The sequence below is a fragment of the Roseateles sp. genome, from assembly GCF_039595595.1.
In the GTDB taxonomy this organism is placed as follows: Bacteria; Pseudomonadota; Gammaproteobacteria; order Burkholderiales; family Burkholderiaceae_C; genus Roseateles.
Genome location: NZ_JBCNLG010000004.1, coordinates 146,050 through 170,324 on the forward strand (window position 1 = coordinate 146,050; position 24,275 = coordinate 170,324).

Consider the following 24,275-nt stretch of genomic DNA (forward strand, 5'->3'; position numbering starts at 1 on the left):
TGTCGATGGGGCTGGGAATCCTCACGGACTGGTGCTAGCTTTCCCGTTGGACGCCGCACGAACCGGCGCCAAGGGAGCTTGCCATGCGGATGCTGTCCGACTTGAAGGTCGGCGTGAGGCTCGGGATGGGCTTCGCGCTGCTGGTGCTGCTGATGCTGGCGATGGGCGCCTTCTCGGCGAGCCGCGTGGCGCAGGTGGAGGACCGGGTCGAGGACCTGGCCACCAACTGGCTGCCCAGTACCCGGCTGCTCGGGGCGATGGGCGAGTCGATGAACCAGATGCGCCGGGCCGAGCTGCAGATGCTGGTGGGGGGCGATGCCAAGGCGGTCGCCGAGGAGGCCGCCCGTCTGCCCGCGCAGTGGAAACTGCTGCCGGAGCATCTGGCCGCCTACGACAAGCTCGGCGTCAGCGAGCGCGAACGCCAGGTCTTCGACGAACTGGTGCGCCAGATCCAGGTCTACCGCTCCGCGCAGGAGCGCTATGTCCGCCTGCTGACGGAGGGGCAGCGCGAGAGCGCCCTGGCGCTGCTGCGCGGCGACTCGAGGGCCGCCTTCCGCGTCGCGACGCAGCGTCTGTCCGAGCTGGTCGCCATCAATGGCGACGGCGCGGCGCAGGCGCATACCCAGGCGCGGGAGGACTACCGCGTGGTGCTGAGCGCGATCTGGACGCTGGTCGCCGCCGCGATGGCCCTGGGCGCGCTCGTCGGCTGGCTGCTGACGCGCTCCATGACGCAGCCCTTGCGCGCGGCCTCCGCGGCGGCGGACCGCATCGCGGGCGGCGACCTGCGCGATCTGGCCGCGGCCTCGCGGCGCGATGAACTGGGTGATCTGCTGCGCGCGCTCGGACGGATGCGGGACGCGCTGCATGCCTCGGTATCCACCGTCCGCAGCAGCGCGGACCAGATCGCCGAAGCCAGCCGCGAGGTGGCCACCGGCAGCAGCGACCTCTCGGCCCGCACCGAGCAGGCGGCCTCGAACCTGGAGCAGACCTCGGCCGCGATGCACCAGCTCACCGACGCCGCCCGCCACAGCGCCAGCACGGCCGGCGAAGCCAGCCGCATCGCCCAGGATGCGGCCGGCGTGGCGACCCGCGGCGGGGACATGGTCGGCCGCGTGGTCGAGACGATGTCGGCGATCCAGCAGTCCTCGCGCCGCATCGCCGACATCATCGGCGTGATCGACGGCATCGCGTTCCAGACCAACATCCTGGCGCTCAACGCGGCGGTCGAGGCCGCCCGCGCCGGCGAGCAGGGCCGCGGCTTCGCGGTCGTCGCCAGCGAGGTGCGCGGGCTCGCGCAGCGCAGCGCGCAGGCCGCGCGCGAGATCAAGGCGCTGATCGCCGATTCGGTCGAGCAGGTGGAAACGGGGTCGCGCGCCGTCGACGACGCCGGCTCGACGATGAGCCAGGTGGTCGAGGCCGTGAAGCAGGTCCATCAACTGATCCGCGACATCGCGGCCGCCAGCGGCGGCCAGACGCAGAGCCTGACCGAGGTCAACGCCGCGGTGTCGCAGCTCGACGGCATGACCCAGCAGAACGCGGCGCTGGTCGAGGAATCCGCCGCCGCCGCGGAAGCGCTGCGGGACCAGGCCGCGCAGCTCTCGCAGGTCGTCGCGAGATTCCGCCTGAGCGCTTGAGCGCTTGAGCGGCGGCGCGCTCAGGCCGTGAACACCAGCGCGATCTGCTCAGGCTCGCGGATCGCGCGCGCCTTCGCCGAGGGCGCCGCCCTGGATGCCGGCTCCGTCGCCTTCAAGTGATCGACGAGGAAGCGCGCCGTCTCCGGCGAGCGGCTCATCTCCGCCGCCACGACCGCCTCCAGCTCCGACGGCCGCACGTCCATCGCGGCGCACAGCTTGAGCAGGCGTGCCTCGGCCTCCAGGTAATGGCGCTCCACCGTCAGCTTGCGCGGGAACAACCCGATCACCTGGCCCACGCGCAGCAGATGCGTGTCCAGCAGCGCGACCTCCTCGCAGGCCGACCAGGCGCGCACGATCGCCGACGCGCTCTTGGGTCCGACCCCCGGCAGCGCCATCAGCCAGTTGCGCACGTCCGGTCCGGCCTCGAAGTCCGGCGCCGACAGCAGCGCCGGCATCACCGCGGCCAGGTGCCGCGCCTTCTGCGCCGCGAAACGGAAGCCCAAGGGCTTGCCCTGCACGTCGAGCGGCTCGCTCAGCCACTCGGTCAAGGTGGACTCGGACACGCCGGGCTGCACGAAGGCGCCGCGCTCGCGCATCCGCGCGAACGCCGCCAGCCCCACGGCCGCAGGAATGCCCGGCCCGCCCAGCAGCGACGCGCCGACCTCCTCGGCCAGCGAGCGCCCAGAAGCCATGACGGCCGGCGCCTCGAGCCGGTGCTTCAGCGCCTGCTGCGTCCAGTACGCAGGCGTCGGAAACTCCTCGAGGGCGCCCCAGCGCACGCCGGCGAAGAGCAGTTGGTCAGGATCTGGAAGTTCTCGTTGAAGGGAGCCGTGGCGGGAAACGATGGCAACGATCTGGGTCATGGGACTGCGGAAACACCGCTTCTCTGAGCGGCTGGATAAGTGGTGTTCAGCCATTGGGCGAACGCGGCGCGTTCGACCGGGTCCATGGCATGGACACGCTCTTGCAGGCGTTCAAGACGCCGTTTGTTGGTCTGGCGCTCGCGAAAGTTGGCCCCGCGATGCCGGCTGTCATGAAGCACCTCAGGCGGCTCGAAGTTGAACCACAAGGTCTCGGTGCGCACGTCGGTATGCGTCTTCGCACGGAACTCCACCGTGCGCCACCCCCGCAGGAGCGCGTCATAAGCGGGGTGCGCGTAACCCGACACAATCACCCGGCACGGCAGCGCCGCAAGCAGCACCAGCAAGGCCTCATGATCCGAGGCGCCGTACTCGTGCCGGTAGATGCGCGTCCGGCGCCGCGTCTCAGGGTGATAAGGCGGGTCCACGTAGACCAGCTCATCCCCCTCGAATACATGCCGCGCAAGAAAATCCTCCGCCCGGCCGTGAATGAACTCGACACCCGGAAACGCCATCTCGCGCCACCGCGCAATGACCCGCTCGTCGGCATCAATGGCAATCGAACGCGCCGCCGGCAGCTTGTGACGCAGCACCGCGCCTCCACCCACATGCGTCTCGATGTACACCCGGTGCGGAGGCATCAGGTTGATGACGTGCTGGAACGTCTTGCCCTTGCCGCCTGGATACTTCATGCAGCGAATCATCGTCAGAAGTGACGATGATGTCAAGGACGGCCTGCGAAGACGGCCTGCAAGGACCGAGCGCGGACTGGCAGTGCCGGTGCCCCTTTCCGCTCAAGCGCCTGCGCCCGCTCGGCATTCGCTTCAAGGGGCACCGGCACCGCCAGTCCGGGAACCAGACCGCCAATACAGGCATCGGCATCGACCGTTCAAAGGGCCGTCAGCCAGTCGCAGCGCAGGCGGCCCGCATCGTGCAGGCGCCGCCGGCCGCCCGTGTAGACCATCGGCAGCAGCCAGGCCAGCAGACACAGCGGCAGCGCAATCCAGGCCTGCGTCAGCAGCACCCCCGGCACACCCATGAATCCCAGCATCCAGATCGTCAGCACCAGATTCCAGACCGCCAGCTCCACCGGGTGACGCCCGCTGTGCATCACCATCCAGCGCTTCACCTGGCTGAGCTGCTTGAGAGTCATGACGGCACTCCTGAATGGCATCGGGCGGGACGAATGGGCCGGAGTGTAAGTTTCGAGTCAGGGTTTTCCCATCCCAAGAACACGGAGTCCCTGGGCCGTCACGGGTTGTCCCGTGGCGCCGGTCGGGGGGAGGGTGTCCACCGGCACGGGAGCGCTCACCGGCGCTCGTGTATGGTTCGCCCCTTCTCAGAAGGTGGACAGGAGTCCCGCGAATGAACCGAATGATGTGGGCCGCGCTGGCGTTGGGCGCCGCGGCCGGCGCCCAGGCGCATGAAGGCATGTGGATGCCGCAACAGCTGCCGCTGGTGGCCAAGGACATGAAGGCCGCGGGCCTGAAGTTCGATCCCGCCCGCCTGTCCCAGCCGCTGGGCTATCCGATGGGGGCGGTGGTCAGCCTGGGCGGCTGCACGGCCTCGTTCGTGTCCCCGCAAGGGCTGGTGGTGACGAACCACCATTGCGCCTTCGGCAGCATCCAGTACAACTCGACGCCGCAGAAGGACCTGCTGAAGAACGGCTTCCTGGCCGCGTCGCTGGCCGACGAACTGCCCGCCGCGCCGGGCAGCCGCATCCTCGTCACGGTGGCGCTGACCGACGTCACCGACCGCGTGATCGACAAGAAGACCGCCGCGCTGCAAGGCAAGGCGCGTCTGGACGCGATCGAGGCCAACGAGAAGGCGCTGGTCGCCGCCTGCGAGAAGGACGCCGGCCATCGCTGCTCGGTGGGCGCGTTCTACGGCGGCCTGATGTACCAGCTGACCAAGCAGCTCGAGATCCGCGACGTGCGCCTGGTCCACGCGCCGGCCGAAGGCGTCGGCGTGTTCGGCGGCGACACCGACAACTGGATGTGGCCGCGCCACACGGGTGACTACAGCTTCTACCGCGCCTATGTCGGCCCGGATGGCAAGCCGGCGGACTTCAGCGCGAACAACAAGCCCTTCCAGCCCGCGCAGTTCCTGAAGCTGGCGAGCTCGCCGCTGAACGAAGGCGATTTCGTCGCCGTGGCGGGGTATCCGGGCCGCACCAACCGGCATCGCCTGCCGCAGGAGGTCGACTTCGCGTTCGCGTGGGACTTCCCGCATCGCGTCAAGGCGATGGGCGAGCAATTGGACCTGATCAAGGAGGCGACCGCCGGCCGCCGCGACGCCGAGATCAAGCTGGCCAACACCGTGGCCGGGGTCAACAACTACTACAAGAACTACCAGGGCCAGATGGCCAGCTACGCGGGCAGCGACATCCTCGCGCGCAAGCAGGCGGCCTTCGACGAGATGAAGGCCTGGGTCAACGCCGATGCCAAGCGCCGCGCGGCCTATGGCCCGGCGCTGGCCGAGGTGGACCGCCTGATCGCCGAACGCCAGGCCATCGTGCGCCGCGAGTTCCTGCTGAGCTACGCCACGCCGAGTCTGGTCAAGAGCGCCGGCGAGCTGTACGAGCAGGCGCTCGAGCGCCGCAAGCCCGATGCCGAGCGCAAGGCGGGCTTCCAGGATCGCGATCAGTTGCGCCGCCAGCAGGCGCTGGAGACGGTGGATCGCCGCTTCGACGAAGGCGTCGAGAAGAAGGTCGTCAGCCACTTCCTGACGCAGTACCTCGCGCAGCCGGCCGACCAGTTGAACGCCGCGTTCCTGAACGCGCTGGGCGTGCGTGCCGGCATGGACGCCGCGGCGGTGGCCGCGCGCGTGGACGCGCTGTACGCGGGCACGAAGCTGACCGACAAGGCCGAGCGTAGCGCATGGCTGTCGCGCGATGCCGCCGCCTTCGAGGCGAGCGCCGACACGCTGGTCAAGGCCGCCGTGGCGCTGCGCGCCGACGAGCAGGCGCGCGAGGACCGCGACCGCGAACTGGCGGGCCGCATGCAGCAGGCCTACTCGGCGGCGATGCAGGCCGAGATCGACTTCAGGGCCAGCCGCGGCCAGCCGGTCTATCCGGACGCCAACAGCACGCTGCGCGTCGCCTTCGGTCAGGTGAAGGGGCGCACGCCAGGCGTGGACGGCACGACCTGGACCGCGTTCACGACGCTGCGCGGCATCGTGGCCAAGCACACAGGCAGCGGCGAGTTCAACGCGCCGGCCGAGCAGCTGACAGCGATCAAGGCGCGCCGCTTCGACAAGTACGGCGTGAAGGCGCTGGATTCGGTGCCGGTGAACTTCCTGGCGACGCTGGACACGACGGGCGGCAATTCGGGCTCTCCGGTGCTCAACGGCAATGGCGAACTCGTCGGCCTGCTGTTCGACGGCACGCTGGACGCGGTGATCTCGGACTGGGACTTCAACGACCACATGAACCGCAGCATCTGTCTGGATGCGCGCTACATGCTGTGGCAGATGAAGGTCGTCGACAAGGCGGACCGCCTGCTCAAGGAGATGAACGCGCTGTGATGGCGATGTTCCGCTGACGCGCTCCGGCGCTGAAACGCCCCGCCTCGCGCGGGGCGTTGTCATTGCGGCCTCAGCGCGCGAGCAGGACCTGGCGGTCCACGCCGTCCAGCCGGCGATGGCCGCAGAACGCCATCGTGAGGTCCAGCTCGCGGTGGATGATCTCGAGCGCCTTGGCCACGCCGGGCCGTCCCATCGCGCCGAGCCCGTAGAGGAACGCGCGCCCGATGTAGGTGCCTCTGGCGCCGAGCGCCCAGGCCTTGAGCACGTCCTGCCCCGAACGGATGCCGCCATCCATGTGCACCTCGATGCGGTCGCCGACCGCGTCGACGATGCGCGGCAGCGCGCGGATGCTCGATTCCGCGCCATCCAGCTGCCGGCCCCCATGGTTGCTGACGATCAGCGCGTCGGCGCCCGAGGCGGCGGCCAGCTTCGCGTCCTCCTCGTCGATGATGCCCTTGAGGATCAGCTTGCCGCCCCAGCGCTCGCGGATCCACTGCACGTCATCCCAGCTGAGCTGCGGATCGAATTGCTTGGCCGTCCACTCCGACAGCGAGCCCATGTCTCCCACGCCCTTCACGTGTCCGACGATGTTGCCGAACTGGCGCCGCGGCGTGCCCAGCATGCCCAGGCACCAGCGCGGCTTGGTCGCCATGTTGATCAGGTTGGGCAGCGTCAGCTTGGGCGGGGCGGAGAGCCCGTTCTTCAGGTCCTTGTGCCGCTGGCCCAGGATCTGCAGGTCCAGCGTCAGGACGAGCGCGTCGCACTTCGCCGCCTTGGCGCGATCGATCAGGCTGTTGATGAAGCCCCGGTCCCGCATCACGTAGAGCTGGAACCAGAAGGGCGCGGTCGTGTGGGCCGCCACGTCCTCGATGGAGCAGATGCTCATCGTCGACAGCGTGAACGGCACGCCGAAGGCCTCGGCGGCCTGCGCGGCGAGGATCTCGCCATCGGCATGCTGCATGCCGGTGAGCCCCGTCGGGGCGATGGCCACCGGCATCGCGACGGGGCGGCCGATCATCGTGGCCGCCGTGCTGCGGCCTTCCATGTTGACCGCCACGCGCTGGCGCAGCTTGATCGACTGGAAGTCCGCCTCGTTGGCGCGGTAGGTGCTCTCGGTCCAGGAACCGGAGTCCGCGTAGTCGTAGAACATGCGCGGCACGCGCTTTTGCGCGAGCACGCGCAGGTCTTCGATGCAGGTGATGACGCTCATGCGGCGGATGCTAGGTCAGCCGTCTCGCGCCCGGGCGGAAAGTTTGGCGGGCCGCGCCGGAAGAAGCTTCCGGCGGCCTCAGGGACTTCCCGGGGTCAGGCCTGACCCGCGCTGGCGCTCAACGAGTCGCAGTGACCGACGAGCCAGCGCGAGAATGCCCGCGCCGCGTCGCCGTCGCCATGGCGCACCAGCCCATAGGGCATCGCCGCCGGCACCGCCAGGTCGAACAGCCGCTTGAGGCTGCCGCCGCGCAGCCAGGTCGCGGCGAGGCTGGGGCGGCCCAGCACGATGCCCTGGCCGCAGGCCGCCGCCTCGAGTGTCAGGCCCAGGTCCACGAAGCGCGTGCCCTGCGCGGGCTCGGGCCAGTCCAGGCCGGCGGCGCGCAGCCACGGGGTCCACGGCTGCAGCGGCGTGCGCAGCAGCGGCGCCTGGGCGAGGTCCTTCGGCGCGCGGATGGCGGGCAGCCGCGCGAGCAGCGAGGGGGCCGCCATCGGCGTGACGACGTCGTCGAGCAGCACCTCGCCGCCCGCGGGGACAGCGCCGGCGAAGATTTCGACCTCGGCGGGCGGGGCCGGCTGGTCCAGGAAGGGCGTGGACAGCAGCAGCTCGAGCTCGACATCCGGATGCGCGGCCTCGAAGCCGGGCAGGGCGGGCACCAGCACCTGGCGCGCGAAGGTGGGCGGGCTGCTGATGCTCAGCCGCGTGACGCGGCGCTGCTCGCGTCGGTGCAGCGGCACGGCGGCCAGCAGCGACAGGGCCGCCTGGACCTGGCCGAGGTACTCCTTGCCCGCGGCGGTGAGCCGCAGTGGCTGGCGCGTCAGCAGCGGCTGGCCCAGGCGCTCCTCCAGCGTCGCGATGCGCTTGCCAACGGCGCTGGCGCTGACGTGCAGCGTCTCGGCGGCGCGCTCCAGGCTGCCCAGACGGGCAGCGGCCTCGAAGGCCAGCAGGCCGTCGATGGAGGGCAGGCGCGGGGAGTCGCTGGGAGCATCGCTCATGGCGGCGACTGTAGCTTCGCGACGCAGGTGCCGCGGCACGAGCGTCCTCCGGCCCCGGTCTCCTGCGAGCTACAGTCGCGCGATGTCCGATTCCCAGGAACGTCCGCCCATCGCGCTCGGCCAGCGGCCGGCCGCCGACGCCACCGGCCGCGCGCTCGATCAGGCCGCGCTGTGGCGCCGCCTCCCGTGGATGGCGGCGGGCGCGCTGAGCCTGCTGCTCGGCGTGATCGGCATCTTCCTGCCGCTGCTGCCGACCACCCCCTTCGTGCTGCTGGCCGCGTTCTGCTTCGCGCGCGGCTCGGCGCGCTGCGAGGCGTGGCTGGTCGGCCATCCGCGCTTCGGGCCGATGGTCCTGCAGTGGCGCGCCACCCGCGCCGTGCCGCTGCGCGCCAAGCAGGCCGCCTGGATCATGATGGCCGTCAGCTCGGTGATCAGCGCGCTCGTCATGCCGGTCCTGCCCTGGCTGCCCGCTGTGTGCTGCCTCGCCGTCGGCCTGTGGCTCTGGCGGCTTCCCACGGCCTGACAACGGACGGTGGCCGACCGCGGCGGACCACGCCAGACGACGGTGGTCTCGCTCAGTTGAACAGCGGCAGGTTCTCCGGCTTGGGCCGCGCCGGCGACGCGTCCTCCGCCGTCGCCGCAGCGCGTCCGCGCCGCGGCGGCTCCACCTCGCCGGGCCGGCTCAGTTTCCCGACCCGCACGCCCAGCAGCCGCAGGCGCTGGCTCAGGTCTACGCGCTTGAGGCACAGCCCCGCCGCATGCCGGATCGAGGCCGCGTCCTGCACCGGCTCCTCCAGCGTCAGGTCGCGCGTGACGGTGCGGAATCCCTCGAAGCGCAGCTTGATGCCGATGGTCCGGCCCAGGTACCCCTTGCGCTGCAGGTCCGAGGCCAGTTGCTCGCACAGCGCCGTGAAGATCCGCGACAGCTCCGGCCGGTCGCGCTTGGCGTGCAGGTCGCGCTCGAAGGTGGTCTCGCGGCTGATCGACACCGGCTCGCTGTGCGTGACCACCGGCCGGTCGTCGAGCCCCCACGCGGCCTGGTGCAGCCACACGCTGTAGCCGGGCCCGAAATGCTGGAGCAGCAGCTCCTGCGGCGCCGCCGCCAGCTCGCCGATCGTGTGGATGTCCAGCCCATCGAGCTTCGCGCCGGCTTTTGGGCCGATGCCATTGATGCGGCGCACCGGCAGCGGCCAGATGCGCGTGGGCAGGTCGGCCATCGTGATCACGGTCAGGCCGTCGGGCTTGTCGAGCTCCGACGCGATCTTGGACAGCAGCTTGTTGGGCGTCACGCCGATCGAGCAGGTCAGCCCGGTCGCGCTCTGCACCGAGTTCTTGATCTCGCGCGCCACCGCCCGCACGCCGCCCAGCGGGTCATGCCCGACCGCATCGCGCGCGCCCGGCACGTCGGTGAGGTCGATGTAGATCTCGTCGATGCCGCGATCCTCGATCACCGGCGCGATCTCGCGCACCGCCGCCTTGAACAGCCGCGAGTAGTGGCGATACGAATCGAAGTCGGCCGGCAGCAGGATGGCCTGCGGCGCGCGCAGCGCCGCCTTCATCAGCCCCATCGCGGAGAACACGCCGAGGTCCCGCGCCGCATAGGTGGACGTCGTCACGACGCCGCGCCCGGTGTAGTCCGCCAGCTTGAAGAACTGCCGCTTGCCGTCCGGCAGTTCCCGCGGCGTGTGGGCGCGTCGGCCGCCGACCACCACCGGCAGGCCCTTGAGTTCCGGATAGCGCAGCAGCTCCACGGACGCGTAGAACGCATCCATGTCCAGATGGGCGATCAGGCGATCGGGCAAGGCGGGCGTCGGCTCGGCCATGCGGCGGATTGTGGCGGCGCCGGCTGACACGCGCTGTCAGCAGGGCCGGAGCCGCTCCGGACTCCGGCGCATGAAGGGCGGCTCAGTGGCCGCAGGACGCCGAGCCGCAGGCCGGGACCGCGTCCGCGTCCGCGTCCGCCGCTTCGGCCGGGGCGCGGATCGGATCTCGGCATTCGCCGGTCTTCGGATCGAAACCGCGCTGCTGCATCGTGTAGACCAGCGCCGCGTCCATCATCTCCGCATGACCGGGGAACCACTGCGAGAGCTCCGTGCGCACGATGCTCAGCGGCTCGCGGTCGCCGAGGTCCTCGGCATAGCGCACCACCTCGCGCATCACGTTCAGCACCATCGCGTGCTGGCTGCTGTGGCAGTTCTCCGGCTCGAATCCGGTGGCCGCCATCCAGCGCTCCTCCATCGCGAAGTGCGCCTCGGTGTGCGCGAGCAGCGCCTTGAACGCGGGCAGTGCGTCCTCGCCGCGGTCGAGCAGCTCGCCGTAGCGGTTCAGCAGCGCGACGAACTCCTCGTGCGTGTGGTCGAGTTCGGGCTGGTTGAGCACCAGCTCGTCGGTCCAGGCCAGCGTGCTCATGATCAGGCCTTGGCCTCGGCGCCCGCACGCGTGCTCAGGCGTGCGCGATGGCGCGCCACCTGCGCGCGGACCTGCGCCGGCGCGGTGCCGCCCAGGATGTTGCGTGCGTTCAGCGAGCCCTTGAGCGACAGCACCTCGTAGACGTCCTCGCCGATGCGGGCGTCGAACTGGCGCAGCGCGTCCAGCGACAGCGCCGACAGGTCGATGCCCTGCGCCTGCGCCGTCTTCACCGCATGGGCGACGACCTCGTGGGCATCGCGGAAGGCCAGGCCCTTCTTGACCAGGTAGTCCGCCAGGTCGGTCGCCGTCGCATAGCCCTTGAGCGCGGAACGCTCCATCGCTTCGGGCTTGACCGTCAGGCCGGCCATCATCTCCGCGAAGATCCGCAGCGTGTCGCTGAGCGTGTCGACGGTGTCGAACAGCGGCTCCTTGTCTTCCTGGTTGTCCTTGTTGTAGGCCAGCGGCTGGCCCTTCATCAGCGTGATCAGACCCATCAGGTGGCCCACCACGCGGCCGCTCTTGCCGCGTGCCAGCTCGGGCACGTCCGGGTTCTTCTTCTGCGGCATGATGCTCGACCCGGTGCAGAAGCGGTCCGGCAGCGCGATGAAGCCGAAGGCCTGGCTCATCCACAGGATCAGTTCCTCCGACAGGCGCGAGATGTGCACCATGATCAGCGCGGCGGCGGCGCTGAACTCGATCGCGAAGTCGCGGTCGCTGACGGCGTCCAGGCTGTTCTGCGCGACGCCCTCCATGCCCAGCGTGCGCGCCACGCGCTCGCGGTCCAGCGGATAGCTGGTGCCGGCCAGCGCGGCCGCGCCCAGCGGCAGGCGGTTCACGCGCTTGCGCGCGTCGAGCAGGCGCTCGGTGTCGCGCGCGAACATCTCGACGTAGGCCAGCAGGTGATGCCCGAAGGCCACCGGCTGCGCCACCTGCAGGTGGGTGAAGCCGGGCAGGATCACGTCGGCATGGCGCTCGGCCTGCTCGACCAGCACCCGCTGCAGCTCGCCCAGCAGACCGACCAGCGTGTCGATCTCGCCGCGCAGCCACAGCCGCACGTCGGTGGCGACCTGGTCGTTGCGGCTGCGGCCGGTGTGCAGCCGCTTGCCGGCCAGGCCGACCAGCTCGGTCAGGCGCGCCTCGATGTTCAGGTGCACGTCCTCCAGGTCCAGCTTCCATTCGAAGCGGCCCGACGCGATCTCCTCGCGGATCTGCGCCATGCCGCGCTGGATCGCGGCCAGATCGTCGGCGCCGATGATGCCCTGCGCGGCCAGCATGTCGGCGTGGGCCAGCGAGCCCTGGATGTCCGCGGCCCACAGCCGCTTGTCGAAGTCGACGCTGGCGGTGTAGCGCTTGACCAGCTCGCTCATCGGCTCGGAGAAGAGGGCGGACCAGGCCTGCGACTTGTTGGCGAGCTGGTTGTCGGCGGGCTGGCCGGCGTCAGAAGAGAGGTCAGGGGTGGAGGACATCGGCTTGCAAGGCGTTACGACTTCGCGGCGCCCCGGGCGTGTCCGCATGGATCGCGGCTGGACGCCTGGGTGAGAATGAGCCGCCGATTCTAAAGGGGCGCCATCGGGGCGCCCGGCGGGCCGCGGGTGGCCGGGGACAGAGGGCGGACAGTGCGGGGACGGGAGGAGCCGATGGCGACCAGGGCAACGGACGGGCGGACGATGGACACGCCTGGCGACGCCGCGTCCACGTGGCTGGAGCCGATGAGCACGCAGCCGATGAGCACCCAGCCGCTGCCGACGCAGCCGGCCTGGGAGGAAACCCGCCTCGACGCGCGCCCGGCCGAGCCCCCGCGCCTGATCGATGCGCAGCGGCGTTTCGACGTCTGCCATGTCGGCCTCGTGCTGCGGGCCGTGCTCGGCGTGCAGCTGGCGTTCTCGCTCGGGCTGGCGATGGCCAGCGAGACGCCGGGCCAATGGCTCTGGTCGATGGGCGCCGCCTCGGTCGCGTCCTTGAGCGCGGTGCTGGCCTGGCTGCTGATCGTCTGCGCCGCCAAGCGCCTGCTGGCGAGCCTGCCCGAATGGGCGCAATGGGCGCTGCCGATCGCGCTGGGCGCGGCCTGCGCGCATGGCGGCGCGCTGCTGCTGGAGGCCGTCGAGCTCGGCCGGCTCGGCGCGGTGCAGCGCGTGGCGGCGACGCTGTCCGGCGCCGTCGCCGCGGGCGTGCTGCTGGGCTGGCTGAAGCTGCGCGAGCGCGCCCAGGCCCCCGCCGACGCGCTGGCGCGGCTGGTCGAGCTGCAGTCGCGCATCCGTCCGCATTTCCTGTTCAACACGCTGAACACCGCGATCGCGCTGGTGCGCGTCGATCCCAATCGCGCCGAGGAGGTGCTGGAGGACCTGGCCGAGCTGTTCCGCGTCGCGCTCGCCGACGAGGGGCCCGGCGCCGAGGGCGTGCGGCTGGACCAGGAGGTCGAGCTGGCGCGCCGCTACCTGGCGATCGAGCAGCTGCGCTTCGGCGACCGGCTGCGGGTGAGATGGCAGCTCGATCCGCACGCCGCCGACGCGCGCGTGCCGCCGCTGCTGCTGCAGCCGCTGGTGGAGAACGCGGTGCGCCACGGCGTCGAGCCCAACGATCATGGCGGCGACGTCGACATCGTGACCCGCGCGCGCGGCGGCGAGATCGAGATCCGCATCGTCAATACGGTCGGACTGCCGTCGCGCGGCCAGGGGCACGGGCTGGCGCTGCGCAACGTGCGCCAGCGGCTGCGGCTGATGCACGACGTGGCGGCGCGGCTCGAGGCCGGGCCGGGCGAAGGCCGTTTCGTCGTGCGTATCGTGATGCCGCGCTGAGACGCGCCGCGTGAAGAGAAGAGGGAACAAGGACATGTTGACGCACCCCCCGCTGAAGGTCTTGATCGTCGACGACGAGCCGCTGGCGCGCCTGCGCCTGCGCGGCCTGGTCGAGGCCAACGAGGAGCCGCGCGCCGAGGTCGTGGCCGAGGCCGGCAGCGGCGAACAGGCGCTGACCTGGCTCAAGGACCACGCCTGCGACCTGGTGCTGCTGGACGTGCAGATGCCGGGCCTGGATGGGCTGGGGCTGGCGCAGGCGCTGCGGGGACGGCCGTTCGCGCCGGCCATCGTGTTCGTCACCGCGCACGCGCAGCACGCGCTGCAGGCCTTCGAGCTGGAGGCGCTGGACTATCTGACCAAGCCGGTGCGGCGCGAGCGGCTGCAGGCCAGTCTGGCGCGGGCCGCGCAGCGGCTGGACGAGCGCGCGGCGGCCAAGGCGCGCGAGGCCGGCGAGGCCCAGTCGGCCAGCGCTGCTCCCGGCGCCGAGGTGCCGGTCATCAACATCACCGAACGCGGCCGCCTGCTGCGCGTGCCCTTGAGCGAAGTCCTCTACTTCAAGGCCGAGCTCAAGTACCTGACGCTGAGAACCGCGACGCAGAGCCACGTCATGGACGGCTCGCTGAGCGATCTGGAGCAGCGGCTGGGCGAGCGCTTCCTGCGCGTGCACCGCAATGCGCTGGTGGCCAAGTCCGCGGTCCGCGAGCTCGAGCGCCACGTGCCCACCGATGGCGGCGCCGAGGGCGATGGCGACACGGCCGGCGAACTGGGCTGGGCCGTGCGCATCGCCCATGTCAACGAATGGCTCGCCGTCTCGCGGCGGCAGGTCGCCGCGGTGCGGGAGGCGCTGGCCGGCCAGCGCTGAGCGCCACGGCGCCCGGCGCGACCCTGGTCAGCCCGTGTTGCGCAGTCCGGCGGCGATGCCGTTGATGGACAGGTGGATGCCGCGCTGCACGCGCTCCAGCCGCGGATCCTCGGCGCGCTTTTCGGCCGGGATGGCGCGGTAGCGGCGCATCAGCTCGACCTGCAGGTGGTTGAGCGGATCGATGTAGGGGAAGCGGTGCTCGATCGAGCGCGCCAGCGCCGGGTTCGCGGCCAGGCGGCCGTCCTCGCCGGTGATCAGCGTGAGGGCCTCCTCGGTGCGGGCGAATTCGGCCTCGATGGCGGCGAAGATCTTCTTGCCCAGCCGCTTGTCCTCCACCAGCTCCAGGTAGCGGCGCGCGATGTCCAGGTCGGCCTTGGCCAGCACCATGTCCAGGTTGGACAGCAGCGTGCGGAAGAAGGGCCACTGCTTGAACATGCGCTTGAGCAGCGCCAGCTTCTCGTCGCGGCCGATCTTGTCCTTGCCGAGGAAGGCCAGGACCCCCGAGCCGAAGCCGCACCAACCCGGCAGCGTGATGCGCGACTGGCCCCAGCTGAAGCCCCACGGGATGGCGCGCAGGTCCTCGATGGCGCGGTTGGCCTTGCGCGAGGCCGGCCGCGAGCCGATGTTGAGCTCGGCGATCTCACGGATCGGCGTGGCGGCGAAGAAGAAGTCGGCGAAGCCGGGCGTGTCGTAGACCAGCCCGCGATACGCGGCGAAGCTGGCGTCCGACAGCGCCTGGGCCGCGGCCATGAAGGACTGGGGCGCTGGCTTGGTCGGGTGCAGCAGCGTCGCCTCCAGCGTCGCGGCCACCAGCGTCTCCAGGTTGCGCCGGCCGATCTCCGGGTTGGCGTACTTGGAGTTGATGACCTCGCCCTGCTCGGTCAGGCGGATCTGTCCGTTCACCGTTCCCGGCGGCTGGGCCAGGATGGCCTGGTAGCTCGGACCGCCGCCGCGCCCGACCGTGCCGCCGCGGCCATGGAACAGGCGCAGCGTCAGCGGGCCCTGGGCACGCAGCTCGTCGAACAGCTGCACCAGCGCGATCTCGGCGCGGTACAGCTCCCAGCTGCTGGTGAACACGCCGCCGTCCTTGTTGGAGTCGGAGTAGCCCAGCATGATGTCCTGCTCGCCGCCGGAGCGGCGCACCAGCGCGGCCATGCCTGGCAGCTCGTAGAAGCCGCGCATGATGCCGGGCGCGTTGCGCAGGTCGGCGATGGTCTCGAACAGCGGCACCACGATCAGGTCGCTGACCGCCTCGCCATCGAGCGTGCCGCGCAGCAGCCCGACCTCCTTGAGCAGCAGCTGCACCTCGAGCAGGTCGCTGACGTCCTCGGTGTGGGAAATGATGTAGTGCCGCAGCGCCTCGCGGCCGAAGCGCTGGAGTGACTCGCGCGCCGTCTCGAAGATCGCGAGCTCGCCGACGGCGCGTTCGCTGTACTCGGCGCCCAGCACGCGCAGCGGGCGGGTCTGGTTGAGCAGGTCCACCAGCAGCGCGCGGCGGTCCATCTCGCCCAGCGCCGAATAGTCCTCGCAGACGCGCGCGGTCTTGAGCAGCTCGACGATGACCAGCTCGTGCTGGTCGCTGCTCTGGCGCAGGTCCAGCGTCGCCAGATGGAAGCCGAACACCTGCACCGCGCGGATCAGCGGCTTGAGCCGCGGCGCGATCAGCGCGTGCGCGTGGTGATGCTCGAGCGAGTCCTGGATCACGCGCAGGTCGTCCAGCAGATCCTCGGGCGTGAGGTAGGGATCCTGCGGCGCGACCGCGTGGCGCAGCGCCTCGGTGCCGGTCAAGGTTTCGAGCGTCGCCGCCAGCCGCGCGTACATGCCGGTCAGCGCGCGCCGGTAGGGCTCGTCCATGCGGTGCTCATTGCGATCGGGGCTGCGCTCGGCCAGCGCCTGCATCCGCGGCGTCACGCCGGCCAGGCGCAGCGAGATCGACAGCTCCGCGCCCAGCTCGTGCAGCTCGGTCAGGTAGTGGCGCAGCGCGAGCTCGCTCTGGCGGCGCAGCGCCAGCCGCATCGTGTCGGCGGTGACGTTGGGATTGCCGTCGCGGTCGCCGCCGATCCACTGGCCCATGCGCAGGAAGGGCGCGACCTGCTCGCCGGGCAGCGCCTCCTCGAGCTCGGTGTAGAGCTTGGGGATCTCGCGCAGGAAGGTCGCGTGGTAGTAGCTCAGCGCGTTCTCGATCTCGTCGGCGACGGTCAGCTTCGAGTAGCGCAGCATGCGCGTCTGCCACAGCTGCGTGACGCGGGCGCGGATCAGGTTCTCGTTGGCGGCCTTCTCGCGCTCGGTGTGCAGGCGGTCGCGCGCGCCCACCAGCTCGGCGATCGCGCGCTCGGCGTCCAGGATGCTCTTGCGCTGCACCTCGGTCGGGTGCGCGGTCAGCACCGGCGACACGAAGCCGTTCTCCAGCGTGCGCGCGACCTCGGCCGGCCGCACGCCGGCGTCGAAGAGCCGCTCCAGCGCATAGGCCAGCGAGCCGGGCTGCAGCGAGCCCTCGCGCTCGTGGACCTCACGGCGGCGCACGTGATGGCGGTCCTCCGCGATGTTGGCCAGATGCGAGAAGTAGCTGAACGCGCGGATCACGCTGACGGTCTGCTCGCCCGACAGGCCCTTGAGCAGCTTGTCCATCTGCTTGCCGGCCTGCGCGTCGCGCTTGAGGCGGAAGGCCACGGACAACTGCCGCACGCGCTCCACCAGTTCGTAGGCTTCGCGGCCCTCCTGCTCGCGGATCACCTCGCCCAGGATGCGGCCCAGCAGACGGATGTCGTCCATCAGCGGCTGGTTCTTGTCCTTGATCGTCCGGATGGACCGGGCCGCGGAAGGTTTCGCGGCGGTCGTGGCGGCAGTCTTTGCGGCGGTCCTTGCGGCCGGCCTGGCGTTCGGCTTGGCGTTCGGCTTGGCGGCGGGGCGGGCGGTGCGGGAGGCGGTACTGGCGGGCATGGTGTCGTCAGGGTTCGTCAGAGACCGGAAGGGGCGGGGTGATGTAACCGAGTTACCTCCGGCTGACTGTAGCAGTTTCTCCGTGCGCGCCTCGCCCCCGGGCGTGGCGCGCGCGCCGCCCGATGCTCCGGGATCGCGCAAGCGACGCTTCGTGGCAAGCGGTGATCCCTCGGGGCGGCGGGCGGGCTCGGCTAGCATCCCGCCCCATGAACCAAGAATTCGTGATCGCCACGCGCGAGAGCCGGCTCGCGCTGTGGCAGGCCGAACATGTGCAGGCGCTGCTGCGCGCGCGCGGCTTGTCGGTGCGGCTGCTCGGCATGACGACGCGCGGCGACCAGATCCTGGACCGCACGCTGTCCAAGGTCGGCGGCAAGGGGCTGTTCGTGAAGGAGCTGGAAACGGCGCTCGAGGATGGCCGCGCGCAGCTCGCGGTGCACTCGCTCAAGGACGTGCCGATGGAGCTGCCCGCCGGTTTCGTCCTGGGCGCGGTGCTCGAGCGCGAGGACCCGCGCGATGCCCTGGTGTCGCCGAAGCACGCGAGCCTGCAGGCCTTGCCGCACGGCGCCTGCGTCGGCACCTCGAGCCTGCGCCGCGTCACGCAGCTGAAGAATCTGCGCCCGGACCTGCGCATCGAGCCGGTGCGCGGCAACCTCGACACGCGGCTGCGCAAGCTCGACGAGGGGCAGTACGACGCGATCGTGCTGGCCGCGGCGGGGCTGAAGCGGCTGGCGCTCGATGGACGCATCCGCCAGTACTTCGAGGTGGACGAGATGATTCCCTGCGCTGGCCAGGGCGCGCTGGGCATCGAGATCCGCGCCGGGCAGGCGCCGCATGCTTCGCCTCTGGGGGCGCATGCCGAGGCGCATCTCGCGGCGCATCTGGAGGCGCTCGCCCATCGCCCGACCTGGCTGGCCGCGGCGGCGGAGCGCGCGGTCTCGCGCGAGCTCGGCGGCAGTTGCTCGATGCCATTGGCCGCGCATGCGGTCTGGTCGGCCGAGGGCCGCCTGACGCTGTCCGCCGCACTGGGGCACCCGGTCGAGACGGCCCGGCCGCTGCTGCGCTCGAGCGCGCAGGCGGTGGTCGCCGACCTGGCGGCGGCCGAGGCGCTGGGCATCGCCGCGGCGCGCGCGCTGCGGGAGCAGGGCGCCACCGAGTACCTGAAGGACGTCTGATGGCGGCCGCCGCCGCCCCGGACCTGCCGGCCAGACTGCTGCTGACCCGTCCGCGGGCGCAGGCGGATGAGTGGGCGACGCGGATGGCGGCGCTCGGTGTGCCGACGGCGTCGCTGCCCTTGATCGACATCGCGCCGGCGCGGGATCCGGCCTCGCTGGCGGCCGCCTGGGCCGCGCTGCCCGGCACGGACCTGGCGATGTTCGTCAGCCCGAACGCGGTCGAGCATTTCTTTGGCGGGAGAGCCGCTGGCGGCAAGCCCGCGCGCGTCTGGCCGGAACGGACCTGGGCGGCCACCGTCGGTCCCGGCAGCGCCCGGGCGCTGATCGAGCACGGCGTGCCCGCCGCGCGCATCGTGCAGCCGCCGGCGGCGTCGGACAGCCTCGATTCCGAGCATCTGTGGCCGGAGCTGGTCCGTGTCGCCGGCCAGGACTGGACCGGCCGCCGCGCGCTGCTGGTGCGCGGCGATGGCGGGCGCGAATGGCTGGGCGACCGGCTGCGCGAGGCGGGGGCCGAGGTCTCGGCCGTCGGCGTCTACCGGCGCACCTGCCCCGCGCCGTCGCCCGAGATCGCCGCGTTGCTGCGCGAGGCTTTGTCCGAGCCGCAGCGTCACGTCTGGCTGTTCAGCAGTTCGGAGGCCATCGGCCATCTCGACTCGCTCGAACAGGGGACGCGCGGGAACGGCCCTCCCGCCGATTGGGGGCGGGTCCTGGCGCTGGCGACCCATGAACGCATCGCGGCGCGCGCGCGCGCGCTCGGCGCCGGGCATGTGGTTTTGGTGCGACCCGATGCCGCGGCGGTCGCGGCCGGGTTCCGGATGCTGTCAGGGTCCACCCTAGAATCGCCGACGTGAGCGAGACCACCACCCCAGCGGCCGACGTTCCGTCGCCCCACAAGCCCGCCCGGCATTCCGGCGCCACCTTGACCCAGGCCGTCGTGGCCGGGGTCGGCCTGGTGGCCCTGCTGGCCCTCGGCCTGGCCTGGCAGAGCCAGCAACGGCTCAAGCAGGTCGAACAGGAACTGGTCCGGCGCCAGGACTCCAGCCAGAGCGAGGCCAACATCGCCCGCGACCAGGCGCGCCAGGCGCAGGACCTGAGCCGCGACACCGCGGCCAAGGTCGCGCTGCTGGACGCCCGGCTGGCCGAGGTCGCCGTGCAGCGCGAGCAGCTCGAGGCGCTGATGCAGTCGATGAACCGCTCGCGCGACGAGAACGTCGTCGGCGACGTCGAAGCCTCGCTGCGCGTGGCGATGCAGCAAGGCACCATCACCGGCAGCGCCGAGCCGCTGGTGGCCGCGCTGCGCCAGGCCGACGAGCGCCTGGCCCGCTACAAGCAGCCGCGCCTGGAGGGCGTGCGCCGCGCCGTCACGCGCGACCTGGAGCGCATCAGGGCGGTCAGCGTGGTGGATGTCTCGACGCTGACGATCAAGCTGGACGAGGTCGTGCGCCAGATCGACGACCTGCCGCTGCTGGCTGTCGCCCAGCCGGTCCGCGATCAAGCGCCCGCGCAACAGGCCGCACAACAGGCCGCACAACAGGCCGCCGCCGCGCATGCCGGCCTCACCACGGCGGCCCCGGCCGCCCCCGCGAAGACGGCCGGATCGCGCAAGACCGCTCCGTCTGCTCCGGCCCAGGCGGCCTCCGACGGCGAGCCGGGCTGGTGGGAGCGTCTGTGGGAGCAGGCCGGCGAGCGCTGGGACACGCTCAGCGGCGATGTCTGGCGCGAAGCCCGCGGCCTGCTGCGCGTCACGCGCATCGATCATCCCGAAGCGGCGCTGATCGCACCGGAGCAGGCCTTCTTCCTGCGCGAGAACCTCAAGCTGCGCTTGCTCAACGCGCGGCTGGCGCTGCTGAGCCGCCAGTTCGACACCGCGCAGGTCGACCTGCGCGAGGCGCAGGCGATGCTGGACCGCTATTTCGACGCGCGCTCGCGCAAGCTGTCGCTGACCGTCGAGCTGCTGCGCCAGGTGCAGGGCCAGGCCCGTCAGGTCAGCGTGCCGCGCCCCGACGACACGCTCGCCGCGCTGAGCGCGGTGGCCCGCTGAGGAGATCGCCATGCGCATGGTGATCTGGCTGGTGCTGCTGTTCGTCGCGGCGGTCGTCGCGGCGCTGACCCTGGGCAACAACGACGGCTTGGCCAGTTTCTACTGGCGCGGTTGGCGGATGGACCTGTCGCTCAACCTGTTCCTGCTGCTGCTGGTGGCGGGCTGCTTCGCGCTGATGACGCTGATGCAGTCGCTGGATGCGCTGCTGACGCTGCCCAAGCGCGCGCGGCTGTGGCGCATGGCCCAGCGCGAACGCAGCGCCCAGGTCGCGCTGCGCGAGGCCTGGGCCGAGTACTTCGGCGCCCGCTACAGCCGCGCCCAGAAGGCGGCGCAGCGCGCGCTGACCATCCAGGCGCAGACGCCAGACCTCGCCCAGGATGGCGCGTTCATGGCGCTGGCCCATCTGGTCGCCGCGCAGAGCGCCCACAAGCTGCAGGACCGCCGCAACCGCGACGAGCACCTGCGCCAGGCGCTCCAGATGGCGTCGAGCTCGGCCGGCGCGCGGGTGCAGGAAGAGGGCGCGCGGCTGCTGGCCGCGGAATGGGCGCTGGACGACCGCGACGCGCCGCGCGCGCTGGGCTTGCTCGGCGAACTGACGCCAGGCGTGGCGCGCCGCACGCAGGCGCTGCGCCTGAAGCTGCAGGCCAGCCGCCTGGCCCGTCAGCCGCTGGAGGCACTGCGCACCGCGCGGCTGCTGGCCAAGCACCAGGGCTTCTCGAAATCGGCGGCCCAGGGACTGCTGCGCTCGCTGGCCTGCGAGGCGCTGGAGACGGCGCGCGACATCGATCAGTTGCGCGGCATCTGGCAGCAACTGGATGCGTCGGACCGCCGCGACGTGTTCGTGGCGGCGCGCGCGGCCCACTGCGCGGCGGCGCTGGGCGCGCCCGAGGACGGACGCGGCTGGCTGCGCCCGTTCTGGGAATCGATCGCGGAGCAGGGCGCCGACGAGCGCCAGGCGCTGGCCGAGGCGCTGGTGCTGTGCACGCCGGGGCTCGGACCGGAATGGCTGCAGCGGCTGGAAGGCGCGGTGCAGCGCTTCCCGCGCGACGGCACCATGGCGCTGGCGCTGGGCCATGCGCTGGCCGAGCGTCAGCTGTGGGGCAAGGCGCGGCTGATGCTGGAGCAGGCGGCCGACGATCGCGAACTGTCGATCGCGGCGCGCCGCCGCAGTTGGCTGCGTCTGGCCGAGATGGCGGAGCAGGACGACGACCCGGAGCGCCGCGCACGCTGCTTCGAGGCCGCCGCCCGCTTGGGCTGACGGCCGTTGAAGACGGCCTCATGCCCGGGTTCCAGCAAGCCTTGGCGGTGGGTTCTGAATATTTTTCGTAGAGATTCTTGCGCACCTCCAAAAACGCATGCTATAGTCGCAGTCTTTCAGCGGCTGTAGCTCAGTTGGATAGAGTACTTGGCTACGAACCAAGGGGTCGTGGGTTCGAATCCTGCCAGCCGCGCCAGAAAAACTGCTGAATCAGAGGGAAACCAATGATTCAGCACTCAGAAGAAAAAGCAACAACAAAAACCAGGGGCCGCTTCCACGACGGTGGCTTCTGATCAGTAAAAGTCGTGCGGCTGTAGCTCAGTTGGATAGAGTACTTGGCTACGAACCAAGGGGTCGTGGGTTCGAATCCTGCCAGCCGCGCCAAATCGAAAGGCCAGTGTTGCAAAACACTGGCCTTTTTCTTTGCCTGAGTTCTTTGCCTGAATGGCAGGCGGCGGCCGAGTATTCGGCGGGGAATCACTCCGGGCGAATATCGTCCGCGCCGGATACTCGGTCTTGAGTATCTGGCAGAGCCGCAGAGCCCGGCCTTGCCGGCGTCCGCGAGAGTTTGGGGGCTGGCATCGGCCAGGCCTGTCCGTCCTGAATGAAGAAATTGCGCCGCACCTGCTGATGCGGGTGATGCGGCGCCTCGGCCAGGGTCAGCACTGGCGCCGCGCAGGCATCGCTGCCGTCGAAAACCGCCACCCAATGCGCCAGTGGCCGCTCGCGCAGGCGCGCAGCGACCTGCTCGCGCAGCTCGGGCCACTGCGCCGGGTCGTCTTGGGGTGACATCGGCGACAACCCGAGCCGGCGCATGAGTTCCTCATGGAAGTCCGCTTCGATGGCGCCCAGCGACAGCCAACGGCCATCCGCGCATTCGAAGCAGTCGTAGAAATGCGAGCCATGGCGGAAGAAGTTTCGCGAAGCGTCATCGCTCCAGTGTCCATCGGCGCGCAGGGCCTGGATCAAGGTGCCCATGTAGCCGACGCCGTCGAGGATGGCGGCGTCGATCACCTGGCCGCGGCCGGAGCGGCGTGATTCCCATAGCGCGCACATCAAGCCGAACAGCATCGTCAGCGCACCGCCGCCGATGTCGCCGAGCAAGGTGGCGGGCAGGGCGGGGGGCTGGCCGGGACGAGCGGCGAACGGCATCAGCCCGCTCAACGCGACGTAGTTGATGTCATGGCCGGCGGTTCGCGCGAGAGGGCCGGTCTGGCCCCAGCCAGTGAGCCGCGCGTAGACCAGGCGCGGATGCGCCGCCAGCAAGGTGTCGGGGCCGAGCCCCAGCCGCTCCATCACGCCAGGACGGAAGGCCTCGATCAGCGCGTCGGCGCCTGCAATCAAGTCGCGCACGCGCGCCAGATCCGGCGGTGATTTCAGATCCGCCTGAACCACCGTCTTGCCGCGATGAAGCGCCGCGCCGCCGCCCACCCGCGAGGTACCGCCAGGGCGTTCGATCACCGTGACCTCGGCGCCGAAGTCGGCCAGCACGAGACCGGCGAAGGGCGCGGGGCCGATGCCGGCGAACTCGACGATCTTCAAGCCGCTCAATGGGCCGTTCGTGTTGTTCGCCGTTGCGTGCGCCATGCCGGGTGCCTCCGAATTGGGGCCTCGACGATATCGCGCCCGGGCGACGGCGTCCGAACTGGTCCACCCATCTGTCGTACTGGACCTGCCGCGCGATGCCTCGATCAGTCACCTCATCGATCGGGCATTCGAGCGCCAAATTCGACTACTTCGGAGAATCGAAGACATGTACTTCAATCACTTCCAGTCAGACTACGCGTCCGCAACGCCAAGCTTCGGCTCTTTTCCCGTCATGAATCAGATGCGTCCCTGGAGCTGGCCCGGCGCGCGCATGAACGCGATGAGCCAGTTTCTGGGCAATTGGTTCATGAGCCAGTGCGCTGCGTGGATGGGAGGCTGTGGTTGCCCGTCATACCCGCAATCTCCTTGGTATGGCCGCGGCGATTACGGTCATGCCGCCCGCTGGCCCGCAAATCCCGTCCCCGTCCCTGTGCCCGTCCCCGTCCCCGTCCCCGTCCCCGTCCCGATGCCGGTGCCGGTGAACACAACCCCCGTCACTCCCGCGCCGACACCGGCCCCGGCCCCGGCCCCGGCGCCAGCCATCGTCGCACCTCGCGAAGGGCTGTGGGATGCCTCCAAGGGTGGATACATCGTCGGACAGAGTGGCGAGGTGCAAGTAACTTGCGGGAAGAGCGATGAGAACTCCGCACTGCAATACAGGACCTCTGGAGGAACATGGACTGAGTTGGGATGGGGGGTTACGTCGACCATTTCCGCTCCGCCGAACTCAAAGATCGAGTTCCGGATCCGGAATGGCAACGATAAGAACGAGTTTTACCGTGCCGGCACCACCCAGAACGTTGACGGGAAGGATCACGGCAGGGTCACCGCGACCGGGGCTGGCTATCGACTGGGATTCGACGAATGGCGCAACGATGATGGGGACTACGACGACCTCGTCGTCAATCTGACTGATCCCAAGGCGCGCGGCTGATTCAAGCCTCCGCTGAGCAGGGGCCGGCTCCGAAGGGCGCCGGCCCTTTTCGT

20 protein-coding genes and 2 tRNA genes are annotated in these 24,275 nt (G+C 70.6%); 12 read left to right on the top strand and 10 right to left on the bottom strand.

Annotated elements, in window-relative coordinates; all coding sequences use genetic code 11:
- The first annotated feature begins 83 nt into the window (after positions 1-83).
- Positions 84-1,634 carry a methyl-accepting chemotaxis protein gene (locus tag ABDW61_RS07750; RefSeq protein ID WP_343637849.1) on the top strand — a complete coding sequence of 517 codons (1,551 nt, stop codon included), beginning with the start codon at positions 84-86 and terminating at the stop codon, positions 1,632-1,634.
- 20 nt (positions 1,635-1,654) lie between these two features.
- Here ABDW61_RS07750 and ABDW61_RS07755 read toward each other — a convergent pair whose 3' ends face one another.
- The 3 genes from ABDW61_RS07755 to ABDW61_RS07765 form a co-directional block, all read right to left on the bottom strand.
- Complete coding sequence (locus ABDW61_RS07755; protein WP_343637850.1) at positions 1,655-2,497, bottom strand: hypothetical protein; 843 nt, start codon at positions 2,495-2,497, stop codon at positions 1,655-1,657.
- A complete protein-coding gene (locus ABDW61_RS07760; protein ID WP_343637851.1) occupies positions 2,494-3,186 on the bottom strand; it encodes a DNA adenine methylase in 693 nt (230 codons plus the stop codon). The genes ABDW61_RS07755 and ABDW61_RS07760 overlap by 4 nt, the downstream gene beginning before the upstream one ends.
- Positions 3,187-3,383: 197 nt before the next feature.
- Complete coding sequence (locus ABDW61_RS07765; RefSeq protein ID WP_343637853.1) at positions 3,384-3,647, bottom strand: hypothetical protein; 264 nt, start codon at positions 3,645-3,647, stop codon at positions 3,384-3,386.
- Between the two features lie 212 nt (positions 3,648-3,859).
- Here ABDW61_RS07765 and ABDW61_RS07770 point away from each other — a divergent pair, with 212 nt between their 5' ends.
- Positions 3,860-6,019 (top strand): S46 family peptidase, encoded by a 2,160-nt coding sequence (locus ABDW61_RS07770; RefSeq protein ID WP_343637855.1) that lies wholly within the window; start codon positions 3,860-3,862, stop codon positions 6,017-6,019.
- Between the two features lie 70 nt (positions 6,020-6,089).
- Here ABDW61_RS07770 and ABDW61_RS07775 read toward each other — a convergent pair whose 3' ends face one another.
- Positions 6,090-7,229 carry an alpha-hydroxy acid oxidase gene (locus tag ABDW61_RS07775; RefSeq protein ID WP_343637857.1) on the bottom strand — a complete coding sequence of 380 codons (1,140 nt, stop codon included), beginning with the start codon at positions 7,227-7,229 and terminating at the stop codon, positions 6,090-6,092.
- A 95-nt stretch (positions 7,230-7,324) separates the two neighbouring features.
- Entirely contained in the window at positions 7,325-8,224 is a 900-nt protein-coding gene (locus ABDW61_RS07780; RefSeq protein ID WP_343637859.1) for a LysR family transcriptional regulator, read from the bottom strand.
- 82 nt (positions 8,225-8,306) lie between these two features.
- On the opposite strand from ABDW61_RS07780, the gene ABDW61_RS07785 reads away from it, so the two are divergent.
- Positions 8,307-8,747: a YbaN family protein gene (locus ABDW61_RS07785; RefSeq protein WP_343637861.1), complete on the top strand. Its 441-nt coding sequence runs from the start codon at positions 8,307-8,309 to the stop codon at positions 8,745-8,747.
- 52 nt (positions 8,748-8,799) lie between these two features.
- Here ABDW61_RS07785 and dinB read toward each other — a convergent pair whose 3' ends face one another.
- The 3 genes from dinB to argH form a co-directional block, all read right to left on the bottom strand.
- Positions 8,800-10,047: a DNA polymerase IV gene (dinB, locus tag ABDW61_RS07790; protein ID WP_343637863.1), complete on the bottom strand. Its 1,248-nt coding sequence runs from the start codon at positions 10,045-10,047 to the stop codon at positions 8,800-8,802.
- 82 nt (positions 10,048-10,129) lie between these two features.
- On the bottom strand, positions 10,130-10,633 hold the full coding sequence (locus tag ABDW61_RS07795) for a hemerythrin domain-containing protein (protein ID WP_343637865.1): 504 nt from the start codon (positions 10,631-10,633) through the stop codon (positions 10,130-10,132).
- Positions 10,634-10,635: 2 nt separating this feature from the next.
- Positions 10,636-12,099 (bottom strand): argininosuccinate lyase, encoded by a 1,464-nt coding sequence (gene argH / locus ABDW61_RS07800; RefSeq protein WP_343637867.1) that lies wholly within the window; start codon positions 12,097-12,099, stop codon positions 10,636-10,638.
- Between the two features lie 171 nt (positions 12,100-12,270).
- Here argH and ABDW61_RS07805 point away from each other — a divergent pair, with 171 nt between their 5' ends.
- Complete coding sequence (locus tag ABDW61_RS07805; RefSeq protein WP_343637869.1) at positions 12,271-13,428, top strand: histidine kinase; 1,158 nt, start codon at positions 12,271-12,273, stop codon at positions 13,426-13,428.
- Between the two features lie 34 nt (positions 13,429-13,462).
- Positions 13,463-14,290 carry a LytTR family DNA-binding domain-containing protein gene (locus tag ABDW61_RS07810; RefSeq protein WP_343637871.1) on the top strand — a complete coding sequence of 276 codons (828 nt, stop codon included), beginning with the start codon at positions 13,463-13,465 and terminating at the stop codon, positions 14,288-14,290.
- A 27-nt stretch (positions 14,291-14,317) separates the two neighbouring features.
- Here ABDW61_RS07810 and ppc read toward each other — a convergent pair whose 3' ends face one another.
- Complete coding sequence (gene ppc / locus ABDW61_RS07815) at positions 14,318-17,062, bottom strand: phosphoenolpyruvate carboxylase (RefSeq protein WP_343637966.1); 2,745 nt, start codon at positions 17,060-17,062, stop codon at positions 14,318-14,320.
- 374 nt (positions 17,063-17,436) lie between these two features.
- Here ppc and hemC point away from each other — a divergent pair, with 374 nt between their 5' ends.
- The 6 genes from hemC (at position 17,437) to ABDW61_RS07845 (ending at position 22,085) form a co-directional block, all read left to right on the top strand.
- A complete protein-coding gene (gene hemC, locus ABDW61_RS07820) occupies positions 17,437-18,402 on the top strand; it encodes a hydroxymethylbilane synthase (RefSeq protein ID WP_343637873.1) in 966 nt (321 codons plus the stop codon).
- Positions 18,402-19,253: a uroporphyrinogen-III synthase gene (locus ABDW61_RS07825; RefSeq protein ID WP_343637875.1), complete on the top strand. Its 852-nt coding sequence runs from the start codon at positions 18,402-18,404 to the stop codon at positions 19,251-19,253. Before hemC ends, ABDW61_RS07825 begins: the two co-directional genes overlap by 1 nt.
- On the top strand, positions 19,250-20,443 hold the full coding sequence (locus tag ABDW61_RS07830) for a uroporphyrinogen-III C-methyltransferase (RefSeq protein ID WP_343637877.1): 1,194 nt from the start codon (positions 19,250-19,252) through the stop codon (positions 20,441-20,443). The genes ABDW61_RS07825 and ABDW61_RS07830 overlap by 4 nt, the downstream gene beginning before the upstream one ends.
- A gap of 10 nt (positions 20,444-20,453) precedes the next feature.
- The gene (locus ABDW61_RS07835; RefSeq protein WP_343637879.1) at positions 20,454-21,701 is read left to right on the top strand and encodes a heme biosynthesis HemY N-terminal domain-containing protein; all 1,248 of its coding nucleotides are present in this window, start codon (positions 20,454-20,456) and stop codon (positions 21,699-21,701) included.
- A gap of 119 nt (positions 21,702-21,820) precedes the next feature.
- Positions 21,821-21,897 (top strand) — tRNA-Arg (locus ABDW61_RS07840).
- Positions 21,898-22,008: 111 nt separating this feature from the next.
- Positions 22,009-22,085, top strand: a tRNA-Arg gene (locus ABDW61_RS07845).
- A 93-nt stretch (positions 22,086-22,178) separates the two neighbouring features.
- Here the strand turns inward: ABDW61_RS07845 and ABDW61_RS07850 are convergent.
- Positions 22,179-23,192 carry a CaiB/BaiF CoA-transferase family protein gene (locus ABDW61_RS07850; RefSeq protein ID WP_343637880.1) on the bottom strand — a complete coding sequence of 338 codons (1,014 nt, stop codon included), beginning with the start codon at positions 23,190-23,192 and terminating at the stop codon, positions 22,179-22,181.
- Between the two features lie 25 nt (positions 23,193-23,217).
- On the opposite strand from ABDW61_RS07850, the gene ABDW61_RS07855 reads away from it, so the two are divergent.
- Positions 23,218-24,222 carry a hypothetical protein gene (locus ABDW61_RS07855; RefSeq protein WP_343637881.1) on the top strand — a complete coding sequence of 335 codons (1,005 nt, stop codon included), beginning with the start codon at positions 23,218-23,220 and terminating at the stop codon, positions 24,220-24,222.
- The last annotated feature ends 53 nt before the right edge of the window (positions 24,223-24,275 follow it).